The organism is Ruegeria hyattellae, assembly GCF_041537925.1.
Classification (GTDB): domain Bacteria; phylum Pseudomonadota; class Alphaproteobacteria; order Rhodobacterales; family Rhodobacteraceae; genus Ruegeria_C.
Genome location: NZ_JBGOSH010000006.1, coordinates 118,024 through 143,171, shown reverse-complemented (window position 1 = coordinate 143,171; position 25,148 = coordinate 118,024). Strand labels below are relative to the sequence as shown.

At 57.5% G+C, this 25,148-nt stretch carries 21 protein-coding genes, 1 tRNA gene and 2 pseudogenes; 17 read left to right on the top strand and 7 right to left on the bottom strand.

All coding sequences use genetic code 11. The features are described from left to right. Positions 1–5: 5 nt before the first annotated feature. Complete coding sequence (locus tag AB1E33_RS16125; RefSeq protein ID WP_372578298.1) at positions 6–1,079, top strand: 2Fe-2S iron-sulfur cluster-binding protein; 1,074 nt, start codon at positions 6–8, stop codon at positions 1,077–1,079. 10 nt (positions 1,080–1,089) lie between these two features. Continuing rightward, a complete protein-coding gene (locus AB1E33_RS16120) occupies positions 1,090–1,848 on the top strand; it encodes a Phenylacetic acid catabolic protein (protein WP_372578297.1) in 759 nt (252 codons plus the stop codon). Positions 1,849–1,924: 76 nt separating this feature from the next. Here AB1E33_RS16120 and AB1E33_RS16115 read toward each other — a convergent pair whose 3' ends face one another. Genes AB1E33_RS16115 through paaG form a run of 4 tightly spaced genes read right to left on the bottom strand, consistent with a single transcriptional unit; the run spans position 1,925 to position 5,068 of the window. Beyond that, complete coding sequence (locus tag AB1E33_RS16115) at positions 1,925–2,521, bottom strand: TetR/AcrR family transcriptional regulator (RefSeq protein ID WP_372578296.1); 597 nt, start codon at positions 2,519–2,521, stop codon at positions 1,925–1,927. A 4-nt stretch (positions 2,522–2,525) separates the two neighbouring features. Next, positions 2,526–3,836 (bottom strand): phenylacetate--CoA ligase PaaK, encoded by a 1,311-nt coding sequence (paaK, locus tag AB1E33_RS16110; RefSeq protein ID WP_372578295.1) that lies wholly within the window; start codon positions 3,834–3,836, stop codon positions 2,526–2,528. 15 nt (positions 3,837–3,851) lie between these two features. After that, a complete protein-coding gene (gene paaI, locus AB1E33_RS16105) occupies positions 3,852–4,280 on the bottom strand; it encodes a hydroxyphenylacetyl-CoA thioesterase PaaI (RefSeq protein WP_372578294.1) in 429 nt (142 codons plus the stop codon). Between the two features lie 2 nt (positions 4,281–4,282). After that, the gene (gene paaG / locus AB1E33_RS16100) at positions 4,283–5,068 is read right to left on the bottom strand and encodes a 2-(1,2-epoxy-1,2-dihydrophenyl)acetyl-CoA isomerase PaaG (RefSeq protein WP_372578293.1); all 786 of its coding nucleotides are present in this window, start codon (positions 5,066–5,068) and stop codon (positions 4,283–4,285) included. 182 nt (positions 5,069–5,250) lie between these two features. Between paaG and AB1E33_RS16095 the strand changes: the two genes are divergently transcribed. From AB1E33_RS16095 to AB1E33_RS16055, 9 genes are all read left to right on the top strand, one after another. Then, positions 5,251–6,273: a TRAP transporter substrate-binding protein gene (locus AB1E33_RS16095; RefSeq protein ID WP_372578292.1), complete on the top strand. Its 1,023-nt coding sequence runs from the start codon at positions 5,251–5,253 to the stop codon at positions 6,271–6,273. Between the two features lie 58 nt (positions 6,274–6,331). Next, positions 6,332–6,838, top strand: coding sequence for a TRAP transporter small permease (locus tag AB1E33_RS16090; protein WP_372578291.1), 507 nt, complete (start codon positions 6,332–6,334; stop codon positions 6,836–6,838). Then, on the top strand, positions 6,835–8,187 hold the full coding sequence (locus AB1E33_RS16085) for a TRAP transporter large permease (RefSeq protein ID WP_372578290.1): 1,353 nt from the start codon (positions 6,835–6,837) through the stop codon (positions 8,185–8,187). Before AB1E33_RS16090 ends, AB1E33_RS16085 begins: the two co-directional genes overlap by 4 nt. Before the next feature lie 53 nt (positions 8,188–8,240). After that, complete coding sequence (gene paaZ / locus AB1E33_RS16080; RefSeq protein WP_372578289.1) at positions 8,241–10,247, top strand: phenylacetic acid degradation bifunctional protein PaaZ; 2,007 nt, start codon at positions 8,241–8,243, stop codon at positions 10,245–10,247. 78 nt (positions 10,248–10,325) lie between these two features. Beyond that, positions 10,326–11,129, top strand: coding sequence for a PaaX family transcriptional regulator C-terminal domain-containing protein (locus AB1E33_RS16075; RefSeq protein WP_372578288.1), 804 nt, complete (start codon positions 10,326–10,328; stop codon positions 11,127–11,129). Positions 11,130–11,203: 74 nt separating this feature from the next. Next, on the top strand, positions 11,204–12,175 hold the full coding sequence (locus AB1E33_RS16070; RefSeq protein WP_372578287.1) for an alpha/beta fold hydrolase: 972 nt from the start codon (positions 11,204–11,206) through the stop codon (positions 12,173–12,175). 90 nt (positions 12,176–12,265) lie between these two features. Continuing rightward, positions 12,266–12,342 (top strand) — tRNA-Met (locus tag AB1E33_RS16065). A 217-nt stretch (positions 12,343–12,559) separates the two neighbouring features. Beyond that, entirely contained in the window at positions 12,560–13,441 is an 882-nt protein-coding gene (locus AB1E33_RS16060) for an HNH endonuclease (RefSeq protein WP_372578286.1), read from the top strand. Between the two features lie 51 nt (positions 13,442–13,492). Then, the gene (locus AB1E33_RS16055; RefSeq protein WP_372578285.1) at positions 13,493–13,921 is read left to right on the top strand and encodes a hypothetical protein; all 429 of its coding nucleotides are present in this window, start codon (positions 13,493–13,495) and stop codon (positions 13,919–13,921) included. A gap of 168 nt (positions 13,922–14,089) precedes the next feature. Here the strand turns inward: AB1E33_RS16055 and AB1E33_RS16050 are convergent, their stop codons facing one another. Continuing rightward, positions 14,090–15,694, bottom strand: coding sequence for a hypothetical protein (locus AB1E33_RS16050; RefSeq protein ID WP_372578284.1), 1,605 nt, complete (start codon positions 15,692–15,694; stop codon positions 14,090–14,092). Between the two features lie 326 nt (positions 15,695–16,020). Here AB1E33_RS16050 and AB1E33_RS16045 point away from each other — a divergent pair, with 326 nt between their 5' ends. From AB1E33_RS16045 to AB1E33_RS16025, 5 genes are read left to right on the top strand one after another with little or no spacing between them, the layout of a single operon-like run. Further along, entirely contained in the window at positions 16,021–16,404 is a 384-nt protein-coding gene (locus AB1E33_RS16045) for a hypothetical protein (RefSeq protein ID WP_372578283.1), read from the top strand. Then, complete coding sequence (locus tag AB1E33_RS16040) at positions 16,401–16,970, top strand: hypothetical protein (RefSeq protein ID WP_372578282.1); 570 nt, start codon at positions 16,401–16,403, stop codon at positions 16,968–16,970. Before AB1E33_RS16045 ends, AB1E33_RS16040 begins: the two co-directional genes overlap by 4 nt. A 59-nt stretch (positions 16,971–17,029) precedes the next feature. Next, the gene (hsdR, locus tag AB1E33_RS16035; RefSeq protein WP_372578281.1) at positions 17,030–19,390 is read left to right on the top strand and encodes an EcoAI/FtnUII family type I restriction enzme subunit R; all 2,361 of its coding nucleotides are present in this window, start codon (positions 17,030–17,032) and stop codon (positions 19,388–19,390) included. Further along, positions 19,387–20,838: a class I SAM-dependent DNA methyltransferase gene (locus tag AB1E33_RS16030; RefSeq protein ID WP_372578280.1), complete on the top strand. Its 1,452-nt coding sequence runs from the start codon at positions 19,387–19,389 to the stop codon at positions 20,836–20,838. The genes hsdR and AB1E33_RS16030 overlap by 4 nt, the downstream gene beginning before the upstream one ends. Continuing rightward, entirely contained in the window at positions 20,835–22,523 is a 1,689-nt protein-coding gene (locus AB1E33_RS16025) for a restriction endonuclease subunit S (protein ID WP_372578279.1), read from the top strand. Before AB1E33_RS16030 ends, AB1E33_RS16025 begins: the two co-directional genes overlap by 4 nt. Positions 22,524–22,587: 64 nt before the next feature. On the opposite strand, the gene AB1E33_RS16020 is transcribed toward AB1E33_RS16025, so the two are convergent. Then, positions 22,588–23,376, bottom strand: coding sequence for a hypothetical protein (locus tag AB1E33_RS16020; protein WP_372578278.1), 789 nt, complete (start codon positions 23,374–23,376; stop codon positions 22,588–22,590). A 496-nt stretch (positions 23,377–23,872) separates the two neighbouring features. Here AB1E33_RS16020 and AB1E33_RS16015 point away from each other — a divergent pair. Then, positions 23,873–24,016: pseudogene (locus AB1E33_RS16015) on the top strand (IS5/IS1182 family transposase); the annotation flags it as partial. 176 nt (positions 24,017–24,192) lie between these two features. On the opposite strand, the pseudogene AB1E33_RS16010 reads toward AB1E33_RS16015, so the two are convergent. Beyond that, positions 24,193–25,119: pseudogene (locus AB1E33_RS16010) on the bottom strand (IS5 family transposase). Positions 25,120–25,148 lie beyond the last annotated feature (29 nt).

Sequence of the window (25,148 nt, the reverse complement as noted above, 5' to 3'; positions counted from 1 at the left end):
TGCGGATGGCACAGTTTCACGATCTGGAAGTGACCGACATCCAAAAGACCATCCGTGATGCGGTGATCGTCACGCTGAAACCCGCCGACGGATCAGGCGAGACCTTCGGATTCACTCAGGGCCAGTACCTGACCTTTCGCCGCGATTTTGAGGGCGAAGAGCTGCGCCGCTCCTACTCGATTTGCACGGGACTGGATGACGGCGTGTTGCAGGTTGGAATCAAGCGGGTCGAGGGTGGCGCGTTTTCCACCTTTGCCAACGAAGAGCTGCAGGTGGGCGAGACGCTTCAGGCGATGCCGCCAATGGGCAGCTTTCACACCCTCCTCGATGGCGATCAACAAAAGCACTATCTGGGATTCGCGGGCGGCTCCGGCGTCACACCGGTCCTGTCGATCCTCAAGACGACACTGGCACGGGAGCCGAAATCGCGCTTCACACTGGTTTATGCGAACAGGGGCGTAAGCTCGATCATGTTCCGCGAAGAGCTTGAGGATCTCAAGAACCTGCATATGGGCCGGTTGAACGTGATCCACATCCTTGAGAGCGATACGCAGGAGATCGACCTATTCACCGGGCTGGTGACGCAGGAAAAATGCGCCGACCTGTTCCGCAACTGGATCGATATCGAAGATGTGGACACCACCTTCATCTGTGGCCCCGAGCCGATGATGTTGGGGATCGCCGCGGCATTGCGGGCGCATGGGATGGAGGATGCCCAGATTAAGTTCGAACTGTTTGCCAGTGCCCAACCCGGCCGAATGAAACAAAAGGTCGCGGCGGGACAGACCTCCAGCAGCGCCAACCAGGCCAGCACCGCAATCACGCTGGACGGCGCGACGCAGACCATCACGATGGGCAAGGATGTCTCGATCCTCGACGCCGCACTGGAAAACGCGATGGATGCGCCCTTTGCCTGCAAGGCCGGGGTCTGCTCGACCTGCCGCTGTCGGGTCACCGAAGGCGAGGTCGATATGATCGCCAATCATGCGCTTGAGGATTATGAGGTTGAACAGGGCTATGTCCTGTCTTGCCAGTCCTATCCGCTCACCGACCGCGTTGCGGTCGATTACGACCAGTAAGGAGACGCGCATGTCCGAGGAAATGACACTAGACACCTATCTGGCCGCGGGCGGCATTCTGAGCAACCCCACCAACGTACCGCCCCGTTACCGGGCCGAACTGATGAAGCTGATGGCGACATTCGTGGACAGCGAGTTGGCCGGGGCGGCGGGCTTTGCCGATGTCCTAAATGAGGCGCCGGGCATCAAGGAACGCATCGCTGCTGCCCGGATCGTGCTGGAGAAAAGCGCAAATGCCGATCGCGTGCTGGGGATCATGAGCGAGTTCGGCGTCGATGCCGACCGCTACGCCACCCACCACCCCTGGACCGCGCGGCTGGACCGCGATGCCGATATCGGCGCGTCCCGGGGCGACCACGACATGCGGCTTGCGGTGTTCAACTACCCGCTGCAGGGCTGGACCGATGCGGTGGTGATGAACCTGCTGATGGGCCGTGCGGTGGCGGTGCAATTGGCAGAGTTTTCGCTTGTTTCCTATCAGCCGCTGGCCGAGGCCTTCCGCACCATCGCACCGATTGAGGCACATCACGCTGAGCTGGCCGAAGAGGGCCTGCGCAAGCTGTTGGAAACCGGCGACAAGGAGGCCCTGCAAAGCTCTGTCGACTATTGGTGGCCACGCGTCGCGCAAAGTTTCGGGACCGGTCAATCGCAACGTTTCGAGACATTGCACGCTTTTGGTCTGCGCCGGACTCGCAACGCCGATTTGCGCGCACGATGGCAGGCCGAGACGTCGGATAAGCTGACGGATCTTGGGTTGCGCAAGCCCTGAGCCGCAAGGCACCAAGGCTCTTGCAAACGCCTTGCAAGCGATTTCGAAATTGCTTGTCCGCACCAGGATCCTGATTCTACAGGCCCCGGATGCCGCCCAGTGTCAGATCGGCCACCAGCGCCGCATAATCCTCGCGCGCGCCGGAGCCGGCGCCGCTATTCCACATGTAATACCAATTTAGCATACCGAAGACCGACATGGTCGCCGCGCGCAGGCGGTCGTCGTCCCCATCGAACGCGTCGGGGGCTGCCGTGCGCAGCGCGTCACTCATGAACCGGACCATATCGCGCTGATAGAGGCGCATCTGGCGCTGCTGCTCTTCCGACAGCGCCGACATTGACCCGATCTGCACCTGATGCTCGTCATCCGACCCCTGATAGGCCAGCAATATCTCGGCCACGATCCGGCGCAGCCGCTCTTCGGGGTCGAGCCCGTCCAGATCGATCCCTGTCACCCGGTCCCGCAATGCGCAGAGATAGCTGTCGAGAATGTCGAACAGGATCGCATCCTTGCTGTCATAATAATGATAGATATTGGCCTTCGATATCCCGCATTCCCGCGCCAGGATCGACATCGAGGCGCGGTCATAACCATCGCGCGCGAACACGCGGGCCGCCGATTTAAGGATCTGGTTGCGTTTCTGGTCGTGGTCTTTTGCGATTGTACGGGCCAAGCCGTCACCCCTTGTTCCGGTTATCGACAACCCGCCGGGCCTTGCCCTGCGAGCGTTCCACGTCGCCGGGATCACCCACGATGATCTCGGTCGAGACACCAACCACATCCTTGATCCGCTTGCCCAGCATCCGCACCGCCGCTGTGCGGCTCAACTCGTCAGCCGCGTCCGGCAGCGCCTCGACATGCACCCGCATCGCATCCATGCGGCCTGCCGTATAAAGCTCGATCTGGTAATAGGGTGCCAGCCCGCCAGTGGCCATCACCTGTTCCTCAACCTGGCTGGGGAACACGTTCACCCCGCGCAGAATGATCATGTCATCGCTCCGCCCGGTGATCTTTTCCATCCGCCGCATCGATCGCGCCGTCCCGGGCAAGAGCCGCGTCAGGTCGCGGGTGCGGTATCGCACCATCGGCAACCCCTCCTTGGTGAGCGTGGTGAAGACCAGTTCGCCCATCTCGCCATCGGGCAGCACCGCACCGGTTTCGGGGTCGATGATCTCAGGGTAGAAATGATCCTCCCAAATATGCAGCCCGTCCTTGGTTTCCACGCATTCATTGGCCACACCCGGTCCCATGATCTCGCTCAGCCCGTAGATATCGACAGCGTGCATATCGAAGGCAGCTTCGACCTCGGACCGCATGGCATTGGTCCAGGGTTCGGCCCCGAAGATACCGGCCGAAAGCGAGCAGTCGCGCGGGTCCAGCCCCTGCTTATGGAACTGCTCCAGAATGTTGAGCATATATGACGGCGTCACCATGATGGTGTCGGGCCGGAAATCCTCGATCAGGGTGACCTGCCGTTCGGTCATACCGCCCGATATCGGGATCACGGTACATCCCAACCGCTCGGCCCCGTAATGCGCGCCCAACCCGCCGGTAAATAGGCCATAGCCATAGGCCACATGCACCAGATCGCCGGGCCGGGTGCCGCTGGCCCGCATCGACCGCGCCACAAGATCGGCCCAGTTGTCGATGTCACGCTTGGTATAGCCCACCACTGTCGGTTTGCCTGTGGTGCCGGATGACGCATGGATGCGGAGGATTTGATCGCGTGGAACCGCAAACAGGCCAAACGGGTAATTGTCGCGCAGGTCGGATTTGATCGTGAAGGGGAACTTCGCCAGATCGCTCAGGCTGTGCAGATCGCCCGGATGCACCCCCGCGTCGTCAAAACGCTGCCGGTACATTGCCACATTTTTATAGGCATGGTGCAGCGACCATTTCAGTCGCTGCAACTGCTGTGCCCGAATCTCGTCGATCGAGGCGATCTCGATCGGGTTAAGCGTACCACGGTCGGGGGTCAGATCCTTCATGGCGTCCTCCTCGTCTCAGTCTTCGTCAAAGAGCGTGCCGCCGATCGCTCGCGAACAGCCGCGAAACTCAGCAATCGTCTGGCCGCTCTGATTGGCGATGGTTACATCGTATAGGCCGCTGCGCCCGGTCAGGCTGACCTCACGCGCCTCGGCGCGCAAACGATCGCCCAGCCGCCCCGGCGTGACAAAGGTGATCGCGTTTGTCTGGGCGACGGTGGAGCGGTTGCGGCTGTTGCAGGCAAAGGCAAAGGCGCTGTCGGCCAGCATGAAGGTGACTCCGCCATGGCAGATGCCGTGTCCGTTGCAATGGTGCTGGGCGATGGTCAGCTCCAGCACCGCGCGGGCCTCGTCGACCTCGACAAGCTCCATTCCAGCCCATTTCGAGGCCATATCTGTGGCCCACATGGCGGCGGCAGCTTTGGCGGCGCGTTCGGCAGGCGTCATGGTCAGCGCCCCTTGAAGACCGGTGCGCGCTTTTGCAGAAAGGCAGACACGCCCTCGGCATAATCGGCGCTCTCGCCGCAGGTCTTCATCGCGTCGGCCTCCAACTCCAGTTGATCCGTCAGGCTGTTGGTGGCGGCAGCTTGAATGGCCTGCTTGGTCAATCCGAGGCCCAGCGTCGGCCCCTGCGCCAGACGGGTGGTCAACACCCGCGCCTCGTCCATCAACGCCTCATCCGGCAGCGCCTTCCAGATCAGCCCCCAGTCTTCGGCCTGCCGAGCCGAAAGCGGTTCGGCGGTAAGCGCCAGGCCCTTGGCTCGCGCCTCGCCCAACAGGCGTGGCAGGTGCCAGCTGCCGCCGGTATCCGGGATCAGCCCGACCTTGGCGAAAGACTGGATGAACCGCGCGCCGTCGCCTGCCAGAACAATATCGCAAGCCAGCGCCAGATTGGCCCCGGCCCCCGCCGCGACCCCGTTGACGGCGCAGACGACCGGAAACTCCAGCGACCGGATCAGCCGTATGAGCGGCGCATAGAATGTCCGGACCGTGTGACCCAGATCGGGCGGGCCATCCATCTTTGCAGGATCGCGGTCGCCCAAATCCTGCCCCGCACAGAATCCGCGCCCCGCACCGGTCAGCAGGATCGCCCGCGCGCCGTCTTGCCGCGCATGTTCGAACGCGGCGCGCAGGGCAAGATGCATCTCTTCGGTAAAGCTGTTCAGCCTGTCCGGGCGGTTCAGGGTAAGCTCCACCCAGTCGCCGTGATCATGCGCAAGAATCGTGTCCGACATACTCCGCCCGCTTTGCGATAATTTCGACAAATTTCTTGCATAAACCGAACGGTTGGTCAATAAATTCATCAACTATACCGAGGCCGCAGGTTTCGCAGGATCGAGGAGAGCCTGCATTGATGGTTACAAAATGAACCATTACCGCGGTATCAAGCGACCGCTTTTCTGAGGGAGGATACGAAATGGTCAAATTCACCAAACTGACGACGCTGCTTGCCGGAGCGGCCGTTGCCCTGTCCGGCACGGTGGCGCTGGCCGCCGACTATACGCTGACAATCTCAAGCTGGGCACCGCCCACCCACGGCATAAACGCCAAGATGTGGCCCAAATTTGTCGAGATGGTCGAAGAGGCCACCGACGGCCAAGTCACTGCCGAGCTGAAGCTGGGCATCGCCCCGCCCCCCGCTCAGATGGACCTGATCATGGATGGCGCGGCGGATGCCTCGATCATCTTCCACGGCTATCAGCCGGGCCGCTTCGTCACCACGAAGTTGATCGAGCTGCCGGGCTATGAGGGGTCGGCCGAGGCGGCCTCGGTCGCCTATTGGCGGGCTTATGACGCGTTCCTGCGTGATGCGGATGAACATCGCGGTGTGAAGGTGATCGCCTTGCACACCCACGGCCCCGCGCAATTGCATTCCAACGCGTCGGTCACATCGCTGGATGACATTTCGGGCATGAAAGTGCGCATCCCCGGCGGCGTGGGCGGTGATGTCGGCTCGGCGCTGGGGGCGACCGGCATTCAGGTTCCCGCCCCGAAGGTCTATGAAACGCTGGCCTCGAAGGCGGCGGATGGCGTTGTGATGCCTCTGGAATCCCGCAAGGGCTTCAAGCTGACCGAGGTGGCGCAGAACGTTTATGAAATGCCCGGCGGGCTTTACCGTGGCTCATTTGCCTTCATCATGAACGAAGACAGCTTTGCCGACCTGCCCGAAGACCTGCAGAAAAAGCTGGACGATCAGGTCTTTGGCGAACCGCTGAGCCGTGAGATCGGCAAGATCTGGGATGAGATCGACGCCGAGGGCCGCGCCGCCACCGAAGCGGCGGACGGGAATGCGATCAACGAGGCATCAAACGACGATCAGTCCAAATTCGCAACCATCGCCGAAGAGGTTCGCGACAAGGTGTTGGCTGAGATTTCTGAGGCCGGCGTGGACGCCAATGCCGCCTACGAACAGATCAAATCGGACCTTTCGGGAAGCTAAGTGATATGCGATCCGGCGGGTCCTCCCGCCGGGTCCACCCCTGTATCAAGGTCCTTGCATGACATTCCTTATCAAACTGGCGCGCAGGTTGAGCATCATCCCCGTCGTGACGGCCTGTGCCGCGCTATTCCTTCTGATGGTGATGACCTTTTGCGACGTGATCCTGCGGTCGGCCTTCAACGCACCGATCGAGGCCGCGACCGAGCTCACCCGCATCCTGATGGCCATTCTGGTCTTTTCGGTGCTGCCCATTGTTTCGGTCACCAATGGCCATATCGCCGTTGATCTGACAGATGGAATTTTTCACCGCTTCCGGCTCAGCCGGGCCCGGGATGCAGTGATCTATCTGGCAAGCGGCACCATGCTCATCTGGCCGGTGCAGCGGGTCTGGATCCTGGCCGAGCGGGCGCGCGGTTATGGAGATGTCACCGAATACCTCTCGATCCCGGTCTATCTGATCGGCTGGTTCATCACCGCGGCAACCGCACTCACTGCCATTGCGATGGTGTGCGTCGGGCTGATGCATGTCTTCTGCCCTGCCCTGCTCAGGAGTACTGCCCAATGACGGCGGCACTGATCGGATTTGCGCTGGTTCTTGCGCTGGTGCTGGTCCGTCTGCCTATCGTCTTTGCGATGGGTCTGGTCGGAACGCTGGGCTTTGCCTATGAGCGCGGCGGCTCGATCTTTTCCGAACGCGGGCTCAAGGCCGCCATGTCGATGGTCGGGCGGCAAATCACCGACACGGCGCAGGATTATGGCCTGTCAGTCGTGCCGCTTTTCATCCTGATGGGATTGTTCGTGAACAAGGGCGGCATGGCGCGCGAGCTTTATGCGGTCTCAAACGCGTTTCTGGGTCATATGCGCGGCGGTATCGCCATGGCCACCGTGGCCGCCTGCGGCGGGTTTTCTGCCATCTGCGGATCGTCTCTTGCTACGGCGGCCACTATGTCCAAGGTCGCCATGCCGGAAATGCGCCGCTATGGCTACTCCGACGAGCTAAGCACCGCCTCGATCGCAGCGGGCGGTACACTGGGCATCCTGATCCCACCATCGGTTATTCTGGTGATCTACGGGCTGCTCACCGAGACCTCGATCGGCAAGCTCTTCATGGCGGGAATTTTTCCCGGTCTGCTGGGCATCCTCTTCTACCTCTTCGCGGTGCGCTGGACCGTCTGGCGCAACCCCGCCTCGGGTCCTGCGGGTGAGCGCGCGGGATGGGCAGAACGGTTGCGCGCGCTCGGGTCGGTCTGGGCGGTTCTGCTGCTTTTCTTTCTGGTGATCGGCGGGCTCTACGGGGCCTTCGATTTCGAACCGCTGAACCTGACCTTTTCCCCAACTGAGGCAGCGGGCATGGGCGCGGCGGGCGCATTTCTGATTGCTCTGTTCCGGGGTGGGCTGACAGTATCCTCCACCTTCGAAGTCCTGAAAGAGACCTGCTTTACCGCCGCCGCGCTGTTCTCGGTGTTGATCGGTGCGCAGATATTCTCGAACTTCATCAACCTCGCCGGTCTACCCGAAGCGCTGATTGCCATGGTAACCGCCTATGACGTGTCGCCTTTTGTGGTGATTCTGATGATCCTGGGCATCTACATCATTCTGGGCTGTGTCTTTGAATCGCTGTCAATGCTGCTCTTGACAGTGCCGATCTTCTTCCCGCTGGTCACATCGCTGGGCTATGACCCGATCTGGTTTGGGATCGTCGTGGTCGTGGTGACCGAGATCTCGCTGATCACCCCGCCCGTGGGCCTCAACGTGTTCATCCTAAAAGGCGTGGTGGGCGATGTGTCGACCGGCACGATCTTTCGCGGCGTCACACCGTTCTGGGTCGCCGATATCTTCAGGCTGGCGCTGATCGTGCTGGTGCCGGTGATCGTTCTCTATCTGCCGCAGCAGATGGGCGCGCTGGGGCACTAGGGCAGGTAAGCCACCTGGCCAAGGCGTTTCGAACAGAATCAAAGGGAATTGCCATGACACTTAAGCAAGTCTCCAGCTACGCCGCCGGAACCTGGATCAAGCCGGGCAAAGGCGCGAGTCGCATTGACTCGGCCATTACCGGGCAGCCTCTTGCGGAGGCCGGCAATGACACGCTGGATGTGCAGGCCATGCTGGCTTATGCGCGTGATATCGGCGGCCCTGCGTTGCGGGCGTTGAGCTTCCACGACCGCGCGCGGATGCTGAAAGCACTGGCGCAGGCGCTGAGTGACCACAAGCAGGCGCTGTATGAGCTTAGCTTCGACACCGGCGCCACACGGAAGGATCACCAGTTCGACATCGATGGCGGCATCGGCACGATGTTCGTCTTTGCCTCCAAGGGGCGGCGCGAGTTGCCGGACGGGCAGGTCTATCTGGATGGCGAAGTCGAGCAGCTTTCCCGCAACGGCACCTTTCTGGGCCAGCATATCTGCACTCCGCTGCAGGGTGTCGCCATCCATATCAACGCCTATAACTTCCCGGTCTGGGGTATGCTGGAAAAGCTCGCGCCGACCCTGCTGGCGGGCGTGCCTGCCATTGTCAAACCGGCCACCTCCAGCTGCTATGTCACGGAACAGGCGGTGCGCGTTATGCTGGATAGTGGCATCCTGCCCGATGGTGCCCTGCAACTGGTCTCGGGAGGTCTGGGCGACATGCTCGACCATCTCGGCGCGCAGGATGTGGTCAGTTTCACCGGCTCGGCCACAACCGCGCTGCACTTGCGCCAGATCCCGGCGATCGTGCGGAACGCGGTGCGTTTCGTAGCAGAACAGGACAGCCTGAACGCCTCGATCCTTGGCCCCGATGCGGTGCCGGGCAGCCCGGAATTCGACCTCTTCATCACAGAGGCCCATCGCGAGATGACCACTAAGGCCGGCCAGAAATGCACCGCCATCCGCCGCATCCTTGCGCCCGAGCCCCTTACCCAGGCGGTGATCGAGGCCCTGTCCGCGCGCCTTGCGTCCACCACCATCGGTGATCCCCGGCTCGAGGCGACGGATATGGGCGCGCTGATTTCCACCGCGCAAAAGGCGGATGTACTGGCCAAGGCCGATCTCATTGGGCAGGAGGCGGACCGGGTCTTCGGCGACCCGCATGAGCACACAGGCGCCTTTCTGTCGCCCCTGCTGTTCCATTGCCCCGACCCTGATCGCGCCCAACACGTTCACGATACCGAGGCCTTTGGCCCCGTCTCGACGATCATGGGCTATCGCGATCTCGATCACGTGGTGGCATTGGCCAATCGCGGTGGTGGCTCGCTGGTCACTTCGCTCATTACTAATGATCCTGAGGTGGCAACCCATGTAGTGCAGGGCTGCGCCGCCTGGAACGGGCGCATCTATATCAACAACCGCCAGTCGATGCAGGACAGCACCGGCCATGGTGCGCCGCTGCCGCATATGGTGCATGGCGGGCCAGGCCGCGCGGGCGGCGGCGAAGAATTGGGCGGCGTGCGCGGCGTGAAACACTATATGCAACGCACCGCCATTCAGGCATCGCCCGAAATTCTGTCGGCTATCGGAAAGACCTGGGTGCCCGGCGCGCCCGAGGTCACGGGCCCGGCCCATCCCTTCACCCGCCACTTCGACGACCTCGACATCGGCGAGACGCTGCACACGGCTTCGCGCGAGGTCACGCTGGAGGACATCGAGCACTTCGCGCAATTCACCGGTGACACATTCTACGCCCATATGGACGACGCGGCGGCAAAGCGAAACCCGTTCTTCCCGGGCCGTGTCGCCCATGGCTATCTGCTGCTGAGCTTCGCGGCCGGCCTTTTCGTGCAGCCCGATGAAGGCCCGGTACTGGCCAATACCGGCCTCGACAACCTGCGCTTCATGCAGCCGGTCAGCGCGGGTGACAGCATCAAAGTGCGCCTGAGTGTAAAAAAGAAGACCCGCCGCAACGCGGACTATGGCGAAGTGCGCTGGCACGTCACCCTTTCCAACCAAAAGGACGAAACCGTCGCCGAATACGAGCTGCTGACCATGAACGCCTGCTAGCTATTATATTGCTCAGGCCGCCTGAAAACGGATCAAATTCGCATGGCGCTTGAGGTGCGCAGATCCTAGACTGCTGGAATGACGAAATCCGACCTCTGGTTTGACAGCGCCGTCGCCCGCCTCGCCGACCCTCAGGCTTTCAAGGTGTGGTCGGTGATCGTGTCGCTATTCGGCGATCTGGCGCAAAAGAAGGGCGACCGTGTCTCGGGCGCGGCGCTCACCGCCATATTGCAGCCGATGGGGCTGAAGCCCGAAGCGATCCGCGTCGCATTGCACCGGCTACGCAAAGATGGTTGGATCGACAGTGACCGGATTGGGCGCGGATCGGTGCATTTCCTGACCGAGTATGGCCGCGCCCAGTCCGCCGCCGTGACCCCGCGCATCTATGATGAAAATCCCGCGCCCGTGCCGGAATGGCACCTGCTGATCGCCGAGGATGGCCGCGCTGCGGACACGCTCAACACGTTGCTGCTGACCGAAGACTATATCGCGCTGGGACGCCACGCCGCGCTTGGCCCCGGCCCCCTGCCCGACGACTGCGAGGACCTGATCGGGTTCACTGCAACGGCCCATTCCATTCCCCCTTGGCTCAAATCGCGGCTCTTTCCCGAAGACCTGTCGCAAGCCAGCGCCTCGCTGCGCGATGCCGCGCACGCGGTCAGTGCCGACAGGCCCGGCGCAGAGACCCTGAGTTCAATTCAGATCGCCACGCTGCGCACGCTGGTGATCCATCGCTGGCGCCGGGTGGCCCTGCGGCATCCGGTATTGCCCTCGGTGTTCCAACCCGGCAATTGGCCCGAACAGGCCTGCCGGAACGAGGTGTTCCGCCTGCTCGACGCCTTGCCGCTGCCGAGTATTGCCGAGATCAACAAAAGCAACTGAGGCCAACGGCCAGTAGACAAGCGCCCGCATCACGATAGGTTTGGAACACCCTCTTTCGATTGGACACCCACCCCATGATGACCCTGCTCTGGACCCTGCTTGCTATCGTGCTGCTATTGGGCGCGGCACATCTTTGGACGCGGGCCATCGCCCGCGCGGCCGAGGCCACCGTTCCCATGCCCGGAACGCGGCTGGACCTGCCCGGCGGCGCAATTCACTATGTCGAGGCGGGGTCGCGCGACGATCCGACCCTGGTGCTGATCCACGGCCTTTCCGGCAATTTGCAACATTTCACCTATGCCATGATGGAGGATTTGGCCCGCGATCATCACGTGATAGCGCTGGACCGCCCCGGATGCGGCTATTCCACCCCGTTCAACGCCACCGACAAGGGGCTTGCGGCGCAGGCCAGGGTGATCGGGACATTTCTTGACCGCCTTGGCGTACAGAACCCGGTTCTGGTGGGCCACTCGCTTGGCGGGGCGCTAGCGTTGGCAATGGCACTGGACCGGCCCGACAAAACTACCGGCATGGCGCTGCTCTGCCCCTTGACACACCCGGTCGGTTCAGTGCCCGAAGTGTTCAAACCGCTCGAGATCACCGGCCCCCGCCTACGCAGTTTTCTGGCGCAAACTCTCTACGCCCCAATGGTCAAGGTGCTCCGCCGTCGAAATCTGCGCCTCGTCTTCGCGCCCGAACCCGCGCCGGAAGATTTCATGACCCGCGGCGGTGGTATGCTAGCCTTGTGCCCTGGCACCTTTCTGGGGGCCTGCACCGACCTGCAGGCCTCGGCAAGCAGTATCGAGGCGCAGGTCGCACGCTATGGCACGCTAACGGTTCCCGGCGCGGTTCTGAATGCCTCCAGTGACGAAATCCTCGACCCAGCCACCCAGGGCCGCCTGATGACGCAATTCGGCCTGAGCTACGAAGAGTTGAACAATCGCGGCCACATGATTCCGGTCACCGCCCCGAAGGATAGCGCCGATTTCGTCCGCCGAACGGCTGCCAGATGCCGGGCAGACGGCGCGACCTCGACCGGTACATGAGCCCGCCCTACGCGGGTAAAAAAACACATCAAACGGCCACACTTCTCTCTTGACCCTCTCCTGCGCCTCGCTTACATCGCCTCTCACCGTGGCGGAGTAGCTCAGTTGGTTAGAGCAGCGGAATCATAATCCGCGTGTCGGGGGTTCAAGTCCCTCCTCCGCTACCAAAATACCGCATGAAATGCCTTAAAACAAAGGGCCTTTCAAAGGTGACCGGGACTAGAGCCCCATATAGACCCCCACATATTCCGCGTATGAATGGTATTCAAGGTTCGTCATTGCGCTGTTGGTGATCTGACTTGCCTCCGAGATTGCTATTTCGTTGAGGAAACCAGAGCTACGCGGCAAATTGGACCAAGAACGCCCAAATTTGAGAAACCAAAAATGAGAATTGAGTGGGAACATCCGGCGTGCATCACCTGCCTAGGCTCGAAAGAACTGAGCCTTGAGCATGTGATACCAGATAGCCTTGGAGGCATCCTCACCTCCCGCTTTCTTTGCCGCGAATGCAACAGCCTATTTGGCTCCACGTTCGAAGCTGCGGCTCGCCTCGCGCCAGAACTCCGCAAGGCCGCTTCGGGGCTAGGGCCGGACCTCACCCAGTTGAAGGAAAAGCTCGAGCGCGGCGCTGAGTACCAAAGTCAATTTGGCGACCTGACTTCTAGGGCTAAGGTACGAAAAGACGGCAATACAGGTGTGCTTAGTCTGAAGGACGGTTCTATTGTGGTGCCGGAAGAAGACACACTAACTCAGATAAGGTCACGCATCCAAAAGAGAGGTGGCACGGCATCACAAGTTGAAGAGGCGATATCACGCTGGAGAGATGCTCCCGTTGGGCAGGATGTCGAATTGGTCGAAGGCTTGCATGTCAAGAAGTGGGAAGATCATCCCTCGAGCCCAACATATTCCGAACCCCCACTAAGCCCGCTCGTTCCTTTGAAGACAGCCTATGAATTTGCGGCGCTTCTCATAGGCGGCAAGATTTATGACCAAGCCTTCGATCCGCTTCGTACCGTCCTACTGGATCAGGATGAGGAATTGGCGGAAGAGATGGTGGAATACATGAGGGCCGACAAACCAGACGCCTTTCATGGGATTGCCTTTGATGGGAACATTGGAGGTGCACGGTTTCAAATTCGCCTGTTTGGCCTCTTGGCCTACCGCGTCAGCTTTCCCAGCATTGGCATTAAACTACCGCCAGTAGTTTATACTCATCGGCTTGATACCGGAGAAGATTGGTTCCTTTCTCCGGATGAACCTAGTTAAAACTGGACGAGAAGAAAATTCTTCGAGTGGAAACACAGAGAAGGGTCGAAAGTGCATTTCGGATTTCTAGTCAAACCGGGCAAGGCTCAACCGGCAGCAACCTTCTTGGAGGATTTCGTCAGCGACGTGCGCGGCAACCTCGGCAAGGCGCTGGACTGGCAGAGGGGCGTCGAGGTCGGCCAGCATGTGCTTTACGTTGACGTTGAAGCTGGCGCTCTTAGAGGGCGGCACGAGGACACAGGTGTCGAAACGTTCACCCATGACTGCGTACTGGCCGCTGGTGAGGTGCTGGAGCCCTACGACGAGGGGTTTGTGCGAGTGGCGTTCAGCAATGGAAACGACGACCTGATACCAGCCGTGACAATCCTAGGCGTCGTGGACGAGGGCATGCCCATGGATCACGAGAAGGCGCTGACCGAGTTGAAAAACGAACCGGATTGGATCATCGTGGACCACTGCCTCTGCTGGAGGGCATCGTGATGCAATGAAGGCTGCGTCGCTGATGACTAGTCGTAATTCAATGAACTATGCGAGTTGGCGTGTGCCCTTGCACGTTGGGTAAATATGAGACTTACATCACGAGCAAAGATGCTGTCGATTAGACTTGACGACAAATATCTAAGCCGTTTGATGACTGGTTTCCAAAATCTATTCTGAAGCTTGTGGTTCCGCTAATTCCAAGTAGGGCAAAGCCCCCACAATCTGTCCAAAATTCTTGCAGAACTTTACTCGATCTAAGTCAACCTTGTAGTCGATTTCCTCTGGAGAATTATCTCCAAATCGCACTGTGGAAGAAACGATTTGGCCTAAGAAGTCTACAGGTTTCCCTGCCTGAATTTGTTCTTTCGCAGCGACAGCGTCGACTGCATTCACGACTTCAGTATTGAGATCAAGGTTCATCGAAAAGAACTTGTCACCCTCCACGACATCGTAAGTCTCGTCAGGCTCTGTCCCTACGACACGTACTCGTGTGAACTCGTTGTCCAGCATGAAACTCCCGGCGAGTTTTGTGTAGAACAGTCTTCCCAGTCCAATCTTGTTGTCTTGTGGTGCCTCTTGTGCTTTCACGAGAGCCCATTCTGAAGGCGCAACCAATATCGAATGCGATGCCGACTTAACAGTTGCTTTCGCCTTTCGACTAAATACAACCATCGAATTGACAACAGAGATTTCGCAGTTTTCGCAGCTGAGATTTCCGACGAGACTGTTCCGTATTTTCAATTCTACTTTAGACTGCAGGGAAATCTTCGCCTCGACCAAATTCGAGAGATTTATGGTCAAGTTTTCCGGAACACTTTCTGCCAAGTCTAGTGCATGGAGCGCGCCAATCACAACAGAAGGGTTTTCGTCTTCAAGCAAAATTTCCAAAGAACGTATAACCCCTTCACCGATGTTCTGGGAACCCGCAAGGTCGGCTATTGCTCGCACTGAAGAAGGGTTCGGTGAGCGAAAAACGGAGTTTACCAATGTAGCATTCGCTGTGCATTCGTTTGGTGAATTCAGACCCAACTTTCCCGGGTTAAAAAGACTTAAGGTGTTTTTTCCAAGGAATATGCTCAGTATAGTTTCGTATTCTGCAATTGGTTGTTGGTCGATGGTCGAGAGATTTGCACGGAATTCATTCAGCAATGTAGATGCCAGCAATCTCTGACGAAGCTGCGATACCAATGACAAGCTGGAAAGGTCATTCTGGATATCAAACCTTTTGTTCTGTTCCCTCAATTGATTGGTCTGCTCCTCAAGTAGCAAAGTTTGCTTGCCGAAGAGCTTTGTCTGCTCTTCGAAAAGTGTGCTCTGGTTCTGCAGAACAGTAGTTTGCTCTTTTATCCTACTGTTTTGTTCAAATAGCAGCGCTGTTCCCGCGAAACCTGCGTAGGCAAGTAAGAGCGCAATGCATGTGCCAATGATCCAACGATAGAAGTTTGTGAAGCTGTACCAACCGGCAACTTTCTTCGCAGCTTCTTTGACTTTCTCTTTTGCTGCACCTTGGTCTCCAGCAATCACTTGCTCTGCAGCGTCTGACAAGTCACCGAAACCTTCTTCAAACTCTGCAGACTTGAGCTTGAAAAACTCGAGAATTTTCTTTCGAAACGCCAATCCGACTACCAGCGCTAGGACAAGGGCAGCTAAAGCTCCAAGCCCCGCCGACACGGCGTCCATGGCACCATCTGCAGCCATCCCGTAGCTACCCAGCAGAACTGGCGGAATAATGATTGCGGCTACGACAAAACCAATCCAAAAGCCTCGGTCCATAATCACATAACCTTTAAAAAATATTGTTTCGAAGTAACTGGCGGGTTTCGTCGTTGCTTCAAGTGAAATCTACCTAATTAGTTATATTTTCCCCTACCGACGATCACTTGGCAACCCAAATCTATTGCCCTTGGGAGCGGCGTGCTCCGGATTTAGAGGGGTCCTACGGGAGCTAATCCCATAGGATCAATACGTATTCTGCAAACGAAACCAGCATCCAGAGCGTCAGGCAATCCCGCCTGACCACCAACCCGTTTCCACGGGTGGTCGCCGGTAGATCAATCGATCTGACGGGATGCGCATCAATCGATGAAAAGGAGAAAACCATGACAGACCTGAACAAGGCGCTCGGCTGGAGCGACCCGATCCCTTGGGGTGAAGCCCGCCTAGCCGACGCTATTCCGGACGATATCAAGACTGGCATGTGGGTGCGTTCGGACATGATTTTCAGACCATCCATGGCGCTGTGGCTAACGGAGCCGGGCTACCCGCCTGCCTATTGCCCGGACCAAATGTGGCAAGTGATCGATGGCGAAAGCTTCCGGCGAGAAGTCGAAGAACCGAAGGCGACCCATGCGGTTGCAAGCTGGTATCGCATCTTGGCCGGTGAACTGCCCGAAGAGGTGGCACAGGTGGCCGAAGAGCCCATCGACGAGGAAGCATTGCTTCAGGCGCTGATAGACGCCCAAAGAGAAGGAGAAGCGGCATGAGCATGCATATGGCCGGTACCGGCGAAGAAGGCTGCATAGACCCGGCACAGGCGGAGCAAGACGCCGTTCTTGAAGAGCAGCAACGCAGGCGTGATGACCTCGCTGCCATCCGAGAAATCCACCGGGTCGCGGAGGCCTACAACAAGGCGGTCTACGCCGTGGGCGGCATTGATATCGACGAAGACCCGCGTGCTGTGAGTGAGCGCCAATGGCGCGTGACATTGCGGCTGGCGGCGGCATTCATTCAGAGCGGTGGTCGCATGTCAGCGGCTCAGGTGCGCCATGAGTGGGCGATAGAGATGGCGCGCGAGGACGCCCTGAACTACCTGCCGCCCGAACTGTTGACCGTTTACGAGGACCTACCCGTTGCCAAGCAATTGGAGGAGCAGGCCGGGTTACAGGCAATGCGTGCCGCGACGTTGCCACGTCCAACTATTGACGACCACGCCCAATTGACGGGTGTCGAACTGTTGCATCGCGTCCACGTTCACGACGATCAGATCGCTGCAGTAGAATTGGCGCGACGACGTGCGTTGAGGAAACTGAGAAACATAAGTACTGATTAGAGACCGGCACGCGGATTTGTCCGCGTGTCGCAAAATTTGGAAAAGTACCTGTTTGCATCATGGATAAAAAAGAGAAACTTGAACTCAGCGAAATTGATATTTGCGACCTGTTCATAACGCCCAGTATCAAGGGCGCGGGTTGGGACCACCTTACACAAATCAGACGCGAAGTGACGCTGACACCGGGGCCGGTTGTTGTGCGGGGCAACATGTCGGCGCGAAACAAGAAGAAAAAGAAGTTCGCGGATTACGTCCTGTCTTGGCGCAAGGGCCTGCCGCTCGCGGTCGTTGAAGCCAAAGATAACAAGCACATGGTAAGCCAAGGGATGCAGCAGGCACTGTCCTATGCAGAAATACTGGATGTGCCCAGCGCATTCAGTTCCAACGGTGATGCCTTCGCCACGCACAACAAGACGGCTGTACCGCCCGAGTTGATCGAAGACGAAGTTGGGCTTTATGCCTTTCCCAATCCTGACCTCCTTTGGGCTCGTTATAAGAAATACCGTGGCATCTCAGACGATGAAGGATCGCTGGTTGAGCAACCCTACTATTCTGATGGCAGCGGGAAAGAGCCTCGATACTATCAGGTCGAGGCCATCAACCGGACAGTGGAAACTATTTCCAAGGGCTCGGACCGCGCTCTGCTCGTTATGGCGACCGGTACGGGCAAGACCTACACCACGTTCCAGATTATCTGGCGTCTGTGGAAAGCAGGGAAAGCCAAACGCATTCTGTTTCTGGCTGACCGGAACATTCTGGTCGATCAGACACTGGTCAACGATTTCAAGCCATTTGGCAGCGTCATGACCAAGATCAAGAACCGCAAGATCGATCCCGCCTACGAGGTCCATCTGGGGCTCTATCAGGCGCTCACAGGGCCAGACGAGGCAGATAAGGCGTTCAAGACCGTATCGCGCGACTTCTTTGATCTCGTGGTCATAGACGAGTGTCACAGGGGCAGCGCAGCCGATGACGCAGCATGGCGCGAAATACTGGACTACTACTCCAGTGCGATCCATCTGGGTCTGACGGCAACGCCCAAAGAGACGGGCGATGTATCCACCAACAGATATTTTGGGGATGCCGTCTACACCTACAGCCTAAAACAAGGGATCGAAGACGGGTTTCTTGCACCCTACAAAGTCATCCGCATCGACATCGACCGCGACGTGGAGGGTTGGAGCCCCGAGCCGGGCATGGTCGATGACCTAGGGCAAGAGATTGAAGACCGCGTCTACAACCAGAAAGACATGGATCGTATCCTTGTTTTGAACCAGCGGACGAAGCTGGTGGCCAATCGAGTGATAGAATTCCTCAACGCGACGGACCCATTCGCCAAGACTATCGTTTTCTGCGAGGACATCGATCACGCTGAAAGAATGCGAGTAGCGCTGGTGAACGCAGCGGGACAGAGGGCTATCGAAAACCCGAAATACATCACGCGGATTACAGGCGACAGCAAAGAGGGCAAGGAACAGTTAGACCCTTTCATCGACCCAGAAAGCAGGTTCCCAGTCATCGTAACCACCTCCGAACTGCTTTCGACGGGCGTTGATGCAAAAACCTGCAAGCTGATCGTGCTGGATAAATCGATTGCCTCTATGACGATGTTCAAGCAGATCATTGGGCGTGGCACCCGGATCGACGAGGAACACAACAAGATGTTCTTCACCATCATGGACTTCAAAAAGGCGACTGAGTTGTTTCGTGATCCCGCATTTGATGGTGATCCCGTTGTAATCATCGATGGCGACGACTGGACACCTGACGGTGGGGGTGGCGATGGTCCAGACGGTGGCGGCGAAGACGATGATGACGACTTCGAAGGTGGCGATGATACTGGCGGTCAATCCAAGTACAAGCTCGGCTCTGTCAGCGCCACAATCGTAAACGAACGCATCAGCTACATTGGACCCGATGGCCATTTGGTCACAGAGGCTTACCGAGACTTTGCGAAGAAACAGATTGTCGAGGAATACCGTTCTCTGGATGAGTTTATCCGGGGCTGGAACGAAGCCGACAAGAAGCGGGCAATCATAGAAGAACTGGCCGAGCGCGGTGTGCTGCTGGATCATCTAGAGGAGGAAGTGGGCAAGGATGTCAGCGAACTTGACCTGATCCTTCATGTTGCCTTCGATCAACCGCCTCTGACGCGCGCAGAGCGCGCCAACAACGTCAAGAAGCGGAATTACTTCGCAAAGTACAGCGATACCGCAAAGGCTGTTCTGGAGGCCCTACTGGACAAGTACGCGGATGGTGGTGTTGAAACGATTGAGGATAACCGGGTGCTGAAGCTCGAACCCTTTGACAAGATCGGCACCCCCATCCAAATAGCGAAAGCGTTTGGTGGAAAATCAAACTACGAACAGGCCGTTCGTGAGTTAGAAAACGAAATATTCAAACAGGCCGAGGCGGGATGAGCATCAATAATACTCTCAAGACGATCCGAAACATAATGCGCAAAGACACGGGCGTGGATGGGGACGCTCAGAGAATAGGGCAGCTATGTTGGATATTTTTCCTGAAAATCCTTGATGACCAAGATCAGGAACTTGAGTTTACCAAGGACGGCTTCGTATCCCCCGTTCCGAAAGAGCTACGATGGGGCAGTTGGGCGGCAGACCCAGAGGGCATTACCGGCGACAGGTTATTGAAGTTCGTGAATGGCACGCTATTCCCTGATCTTCGAGACCTACCAGTTGAAGCTGGCCCAAGGGCGGTTGTTGTCCGCGAGGTTTTCGAGGACGCAAATAACTTCATGAAATCGGGGCAGTTGCTGCGTCAGGTCATCAACGTTGTGAACACTGTCGACTTCAACGATATGGCCGAGAAGCGCCATTTCGGCGAAGCCTATGAAGGCTTGTTGAAGGAACTGCAGTCCGCTGGGGACGCCGGAGAGTTTTATACCCCTCGCGCTGTGACGCAGTTCATGGTGGATCGGATAGACCCAAAGCCAAATGAAACAATCATGGACCCTGCCTGCGGCACAGGAGGCTTTCTAACCTGCGCCATGCGGTACATGCGTAAGCACCACGTGAAAACCACGGAAGATGAAATCACGATTCAGGGCAACTTGCGGGCGGTGGAGAAAAAGCCGCTGCCGCACATGCTCTGCACAACAAACATGTTACTCAATGGCGTTGAAGCACCAGCGTTCGTCAAGCACGACAACACGCTGTCGAAACCCTACCGCGATTGGACCTCGAAAGATGCCGTGGATGTCATCCTCACCAATCCTCCATTTGGCGGGAAAGAAGAAGATGGCATCGAGCAGAACTTTCCCCAGAATTTTCGTACCCGTGAAACCGCTGATCTGTTCCTCGCTCTGATTGTTCGTCTGCTGAAGCAGGATGGTCGTGCGGCTGTTGTTTTGCCCGATGGCTCGCTTTTTGGTGAGGGCGTTAAAACCCGTCTGAAGGAGCACCTGCTGGAGGAGTGTAACCTGCACACCATCGTTCGCCTGCCAAACTCGGTATTCAAACCCTATGCTAGCATCGGTACCAATCTGCTGTTCTTCGAAAAGGGCAAGCCAACGGAAGAGGTTTGGTACTGGGAGCACAAAGTACCATCGGACAGGAAAGCCTATTCTATGACCAAGCCCATTGAGCTTGGTCACTTGGGCGACTGCGTTGCATGGTGGGGTGGTGAAACGCGAGTCGGTCGTGAAGCAGGGCCAAAGGCGTGGAAAGCCACAATCGATGAGATCAAGGAGCGCGGCTTCAACCTCGATATCAAGAACCCGCACAGCGAAGAAGAAGATCTTGGCGACCCTGCAGTATTGGCCGCTGATCTACAGCAAGCAGAAGCAGAAGTTCTGGCCTTGCGTGATCAGCTAAAGTCGATCCTATCGGAGGCTTTGCTGCGATGAACGCCGCCCTACTGCTTCAACACTACGATCAGATCAGCGATGCGGCGGACTCGGTGGATAGGCTACGCCGTTTCATTTTGGATTTAGCAGTTCGGGGAAGACTAACGGCGCAAATAACCGCAGATGACGAAGTAGATGATCTTTTGAACGACATTGCCAAACATAAGAGCGTCACGGAACGATCAAGAAGACGAATTTCGGCAAACGCGCCGGAAAGGCTGTCCCAGGAAGATCAGCCTTACCCAATTCCCCTAACATGGGCTTGGGTGAGATTTGGAGACATTGTTGTATCTAGAGACAGTGAACGGGTGCCAGTTTCAAAAGCTGATCGCGAAAAACGCGAAAAGACCTATGACTACTATGGCGCGTCAGGAGTTATCGACAGGATCGATGACTATTTGTTTGAAAAACCTCTTTTGCTAATTGGTGAAGATGGCGCCAACCTTGTATTGCGGTCTAAGCCGATAGCGTTCATCGCGAGAGGTAAGTACTGGGTTAACAACCATGCTCACGTTCTTGATGGGATTTCAGAGGGTTTTTTGCGTTTCCTTGAAATTTCGATAAATGCGACGGATCTGACCCCATTTGTCACGGGCACGGCGCAGCCGAAAATGAACCAAGCGAAGATGAATAGCATTCCAGTCGCTTTACCACCCCTCGCCGAACAGCATCGCATCGTCGCCAAGGTCGATGAATTGTTGGCTTTATGCGACCAGTTGGAGGAAGCACGTAACAGCCGCGAAGCCACCCGAGACAAGCTGACCGCTGCCAGTCTTACCCGGCTGACTGATGCCAGAAGCATCGTCGAAGAGTTCCGAGATAGCGCACGTTTTGCACTAGGTGCATTGCCGTCGATTACCCATCGACAGGATCAGATCAAAGGGATCAGGCAGGCAATTTTCGATTTGGCCGTTAGAGGGAAGTTAGTAGAACAATACCCGAATGATGAACCTGCCTCAGCTTTGCTGGAAAGAGTTTCTGAAGAAGTCGAACGGCTCAACTCGGGCGGGCGCAAAGCAAAGAGCAAAGCGACTAATCAGAATTCCGAAGAGTTTCCCTTTGATTTACCCAGAGGTTGGGCGTGGACTACTTTTCCCAAAGTCGGAAAATTTGGAAGAGGTAAGTCGAAACATCGACCACGAAATGATCCCAAGCTCTTTTCGGATGGTATTTATCCGATGGTACAAACGGGTGATGTGGCTCGATCACAAGGGCGGGTAAACACTTTCTCGGCAAAGTACAACGATTGTGGGCTTCAGCAGAGCATGGTTTGGCCTAGTGGCACTCTATGCATAACCATTGCGGCCAACATTGCTGACAGCGGAATACTTCAATTTGATGCATGTTTTCCTGATAGCGTAGTCGGCCTCGTTCCGGCATCTGAATTCGAAAGCGCAGTCTACTTTGAGTTCTTTGTACGGACTGCGAAATCCAACCTTTTGGAGTTTGCTCCAGCGACAGCGCAAAAGAACATCAATCTCGGGATTTTGGAAGCCGTAAAAATACCCCTACCACCTCTCGCCGAACAAAAGCGCATCGTCGCCAAGGTCGATGAACTGATGGGCATCTGCGACCAGCTAGAAGCCAGTCTCAGCGCCGCTGAGACGAAACGAGCCAGATTGCTTGAGGCAACCCTTCGCGAAGCTCTTGAGCCCGCTCAGGGCGCGCTGAAGGCCGCTGAGTGATCGAGCCACCTTGCATAGACAAGGTGCCCAGTCAGAGGGATGCTGACAAGCAACATCGAAGTGGCTACTTATGCGTACTGATTTCGTTGTAGATGGCGTCGAAATCCGGGTCATCTATATCGGCGGGTCGTCGCGTTGTCGGGAAGGGCGTTTGATCTGAGCGCATCATTGCGACCAGCGCGCCAATAGTACCCGCCACTTGAGGTAGATCGGTCAAACTCTGACCGACCGTGTTGAGAACACTGTCGAGTTGCTGACGAACACGGCCCGTCAAAGCCAGCCCCTTTGATACCCCCCAGCTTGCCGGGTTTTCAAAGTCGTCCCTTGGCTCGTTCAACAAGCCGCATACATCGTCAACAGAAAAGCCCAACGGCTGTTGGGGCTCGCCTGTGTGAACCCAAAGGTCATTGTCGTGTGCCGCATTGGCCACATTCTCTTGACCGATGAAGCACCGAAACCGCCTTGCGCTGGGGTGAATTATCTCCCGCAATCTCTTCGCAATATCGTTTCGGGTGCTGATCGCGCCCGACGGCTCGCTTGGCCCGATGGCAACATGCTGACCTTTCATTGCTTTCCAAACCATCTTGTTGAGGTCGGCGATCTCCTCCATCGCCTTAGCTTTTCCGGTGACCTCTGCCTCTCGCAAATGCGTCAGGGCGAACATTTCGCGGGTGTCTCGCTCAAAACTGTCCAACATGCCGGGTTCAGACGTCCTCACAGGACGCTCCATAGCAACTAGCTGGCCACCGGCGAGAACAAGAATATCGTGCCGCCAAGTCCAGAATGTTCCGTTGACTGGTATCTGCGGAACCTTGGGAACCCATTGCCCGCTAACTTTGGTCACTTGGTTCATACCGGAACCTCCGCTGTTGTTGTTAGCCGATCTGGCCAACGGTCGCGCATCCGCGCGATGTTGGCCTTTGTCCAAATCGTATCCGAACCGGGCTATGGCTTGCTGCCCTTGCCGATGACCAGCAAGAAAGCCGCCAGTGGTCAGAAGATTAACCACAAAGTTCGCTAGCGTATCTGTGAGCCGCTGACCCTGCGCCGCCTGACTGCTAAAGTTCAGCGCCCTTTCGGCACTCTGGCCGCGCTGCTGGGTTAGGAAACAGGCGATTTCTTCCGCGATACCGCTTTCCCGCAATGCCTGCGCGACCGGGCCTTCACCAGTCAGCATCTGCACAATGTGCTTGCTGGCCCTCACAGGCTCGCCTGACGCGGCAGTCTGGGCAACGTTGGACTGGCCTCCATGGCGATATCTTCATTCACCATCTGACGCCTTGCGGGTACGGCCGTTTTCCGAAACCCAGGCCCTCAACTGGAACCCGCTGGAATGCCGGTTAACCTCGTCAAAGATGCGCTGCCTCAAGGCATTCGGCGAGCGCATCGCTGCAAGAGACCCCGACCGTCAAACCGCCGAAATCCACATCCGCATCGCACTCATGAACCGCTCCATTGCGCTCGGCACCGCCGAGGTCGTCAGCGTAGCATAACATCAATGGGGGCAGGGAAAGTCACGTCTCAAACGTGAATTGCGCAACAACCCCCACCGACGATATAAGCCGCAGCCCAACGCCTTCCAAACTCTCGACATGGATTGATGAAGGCTCTCGGTCGGCTTTGTTGCACAAATCTGGTGAAGGCGGTGTTTCCCTTTCCCCGGGCAGATTTATCCTACGGCCTCAGTGACAGGTATGCCAAGAGCGGTATAGCGATTGAGAACGGCGATGCGGACCTGGATTTCCGCGACCTACCGATCAAAGTCCCTTGCTATCAGTGATTGGCCAAGGAGGTCGATGCAGTTCATCTTGTTCTCGACACGGCTCCGGCGTTGGTATCCACTCCATCGTCGCCATAGGACGCGACCCAGGTATCGCGATGCGTCTACTGCCTCGTTGCGGGAGACGGCCCGGGCTTGATGGTTCCCTGGGCCTGGCGTTCTTACGTGGTGGGATGATGGCATGGGCATTGCGCTCGACAATCGCGTCGTGGCAATTGCGGGTGACATAGGCCCCGTCGGCGGCGACTGATCTGATATCTTTGTCTGGTGGGATCTGGACAAGCAAATCCGGCAACATGGGCGCGTCACTAATAATGCTGGTGGTGACCTCGACAGCCCCAACCTCCTGTGTTTCCCCATTGATCCCTAGATGTATCTTGTGCCAAACGCGCCGCTTGGGGCCAGCAAGCTTGCGGGCGCTCCACCCGCATTCGCCTTCGACCTTGATTCCGGTACTGTCGATGGGGAGGTTCAGCGGGGGTGCCGCCACGATATGACGGGCTCACGTTCAGTGTCTTCTGGCGGCGGCACAAGGTGCTGAAGTCGGGCACGGCCCAGTTCAGACCGGCCAGCCGCAAAAGGCTAACTATGAAGCCGGTCGTCTTCCGCAATGGCATACCGATCTGGACCTTCAATGTCAGGCACGTCCGGATCGCGGCATCGCTGAACTAACACTGGCGTCCACGCTTGCCTTGGCGGTGGCACCTAGTCCACCTCAGGATCAAACCAGACCGACAGCGATCCGCGCTGCTTCAGCGCTGTGTTGTACGAAGGCCAGTTCTTGGTCTTGTACTTCGTCCGGGCCCAACTGCTCATGACCCCGGCTACCACGCTGGATTCAAACA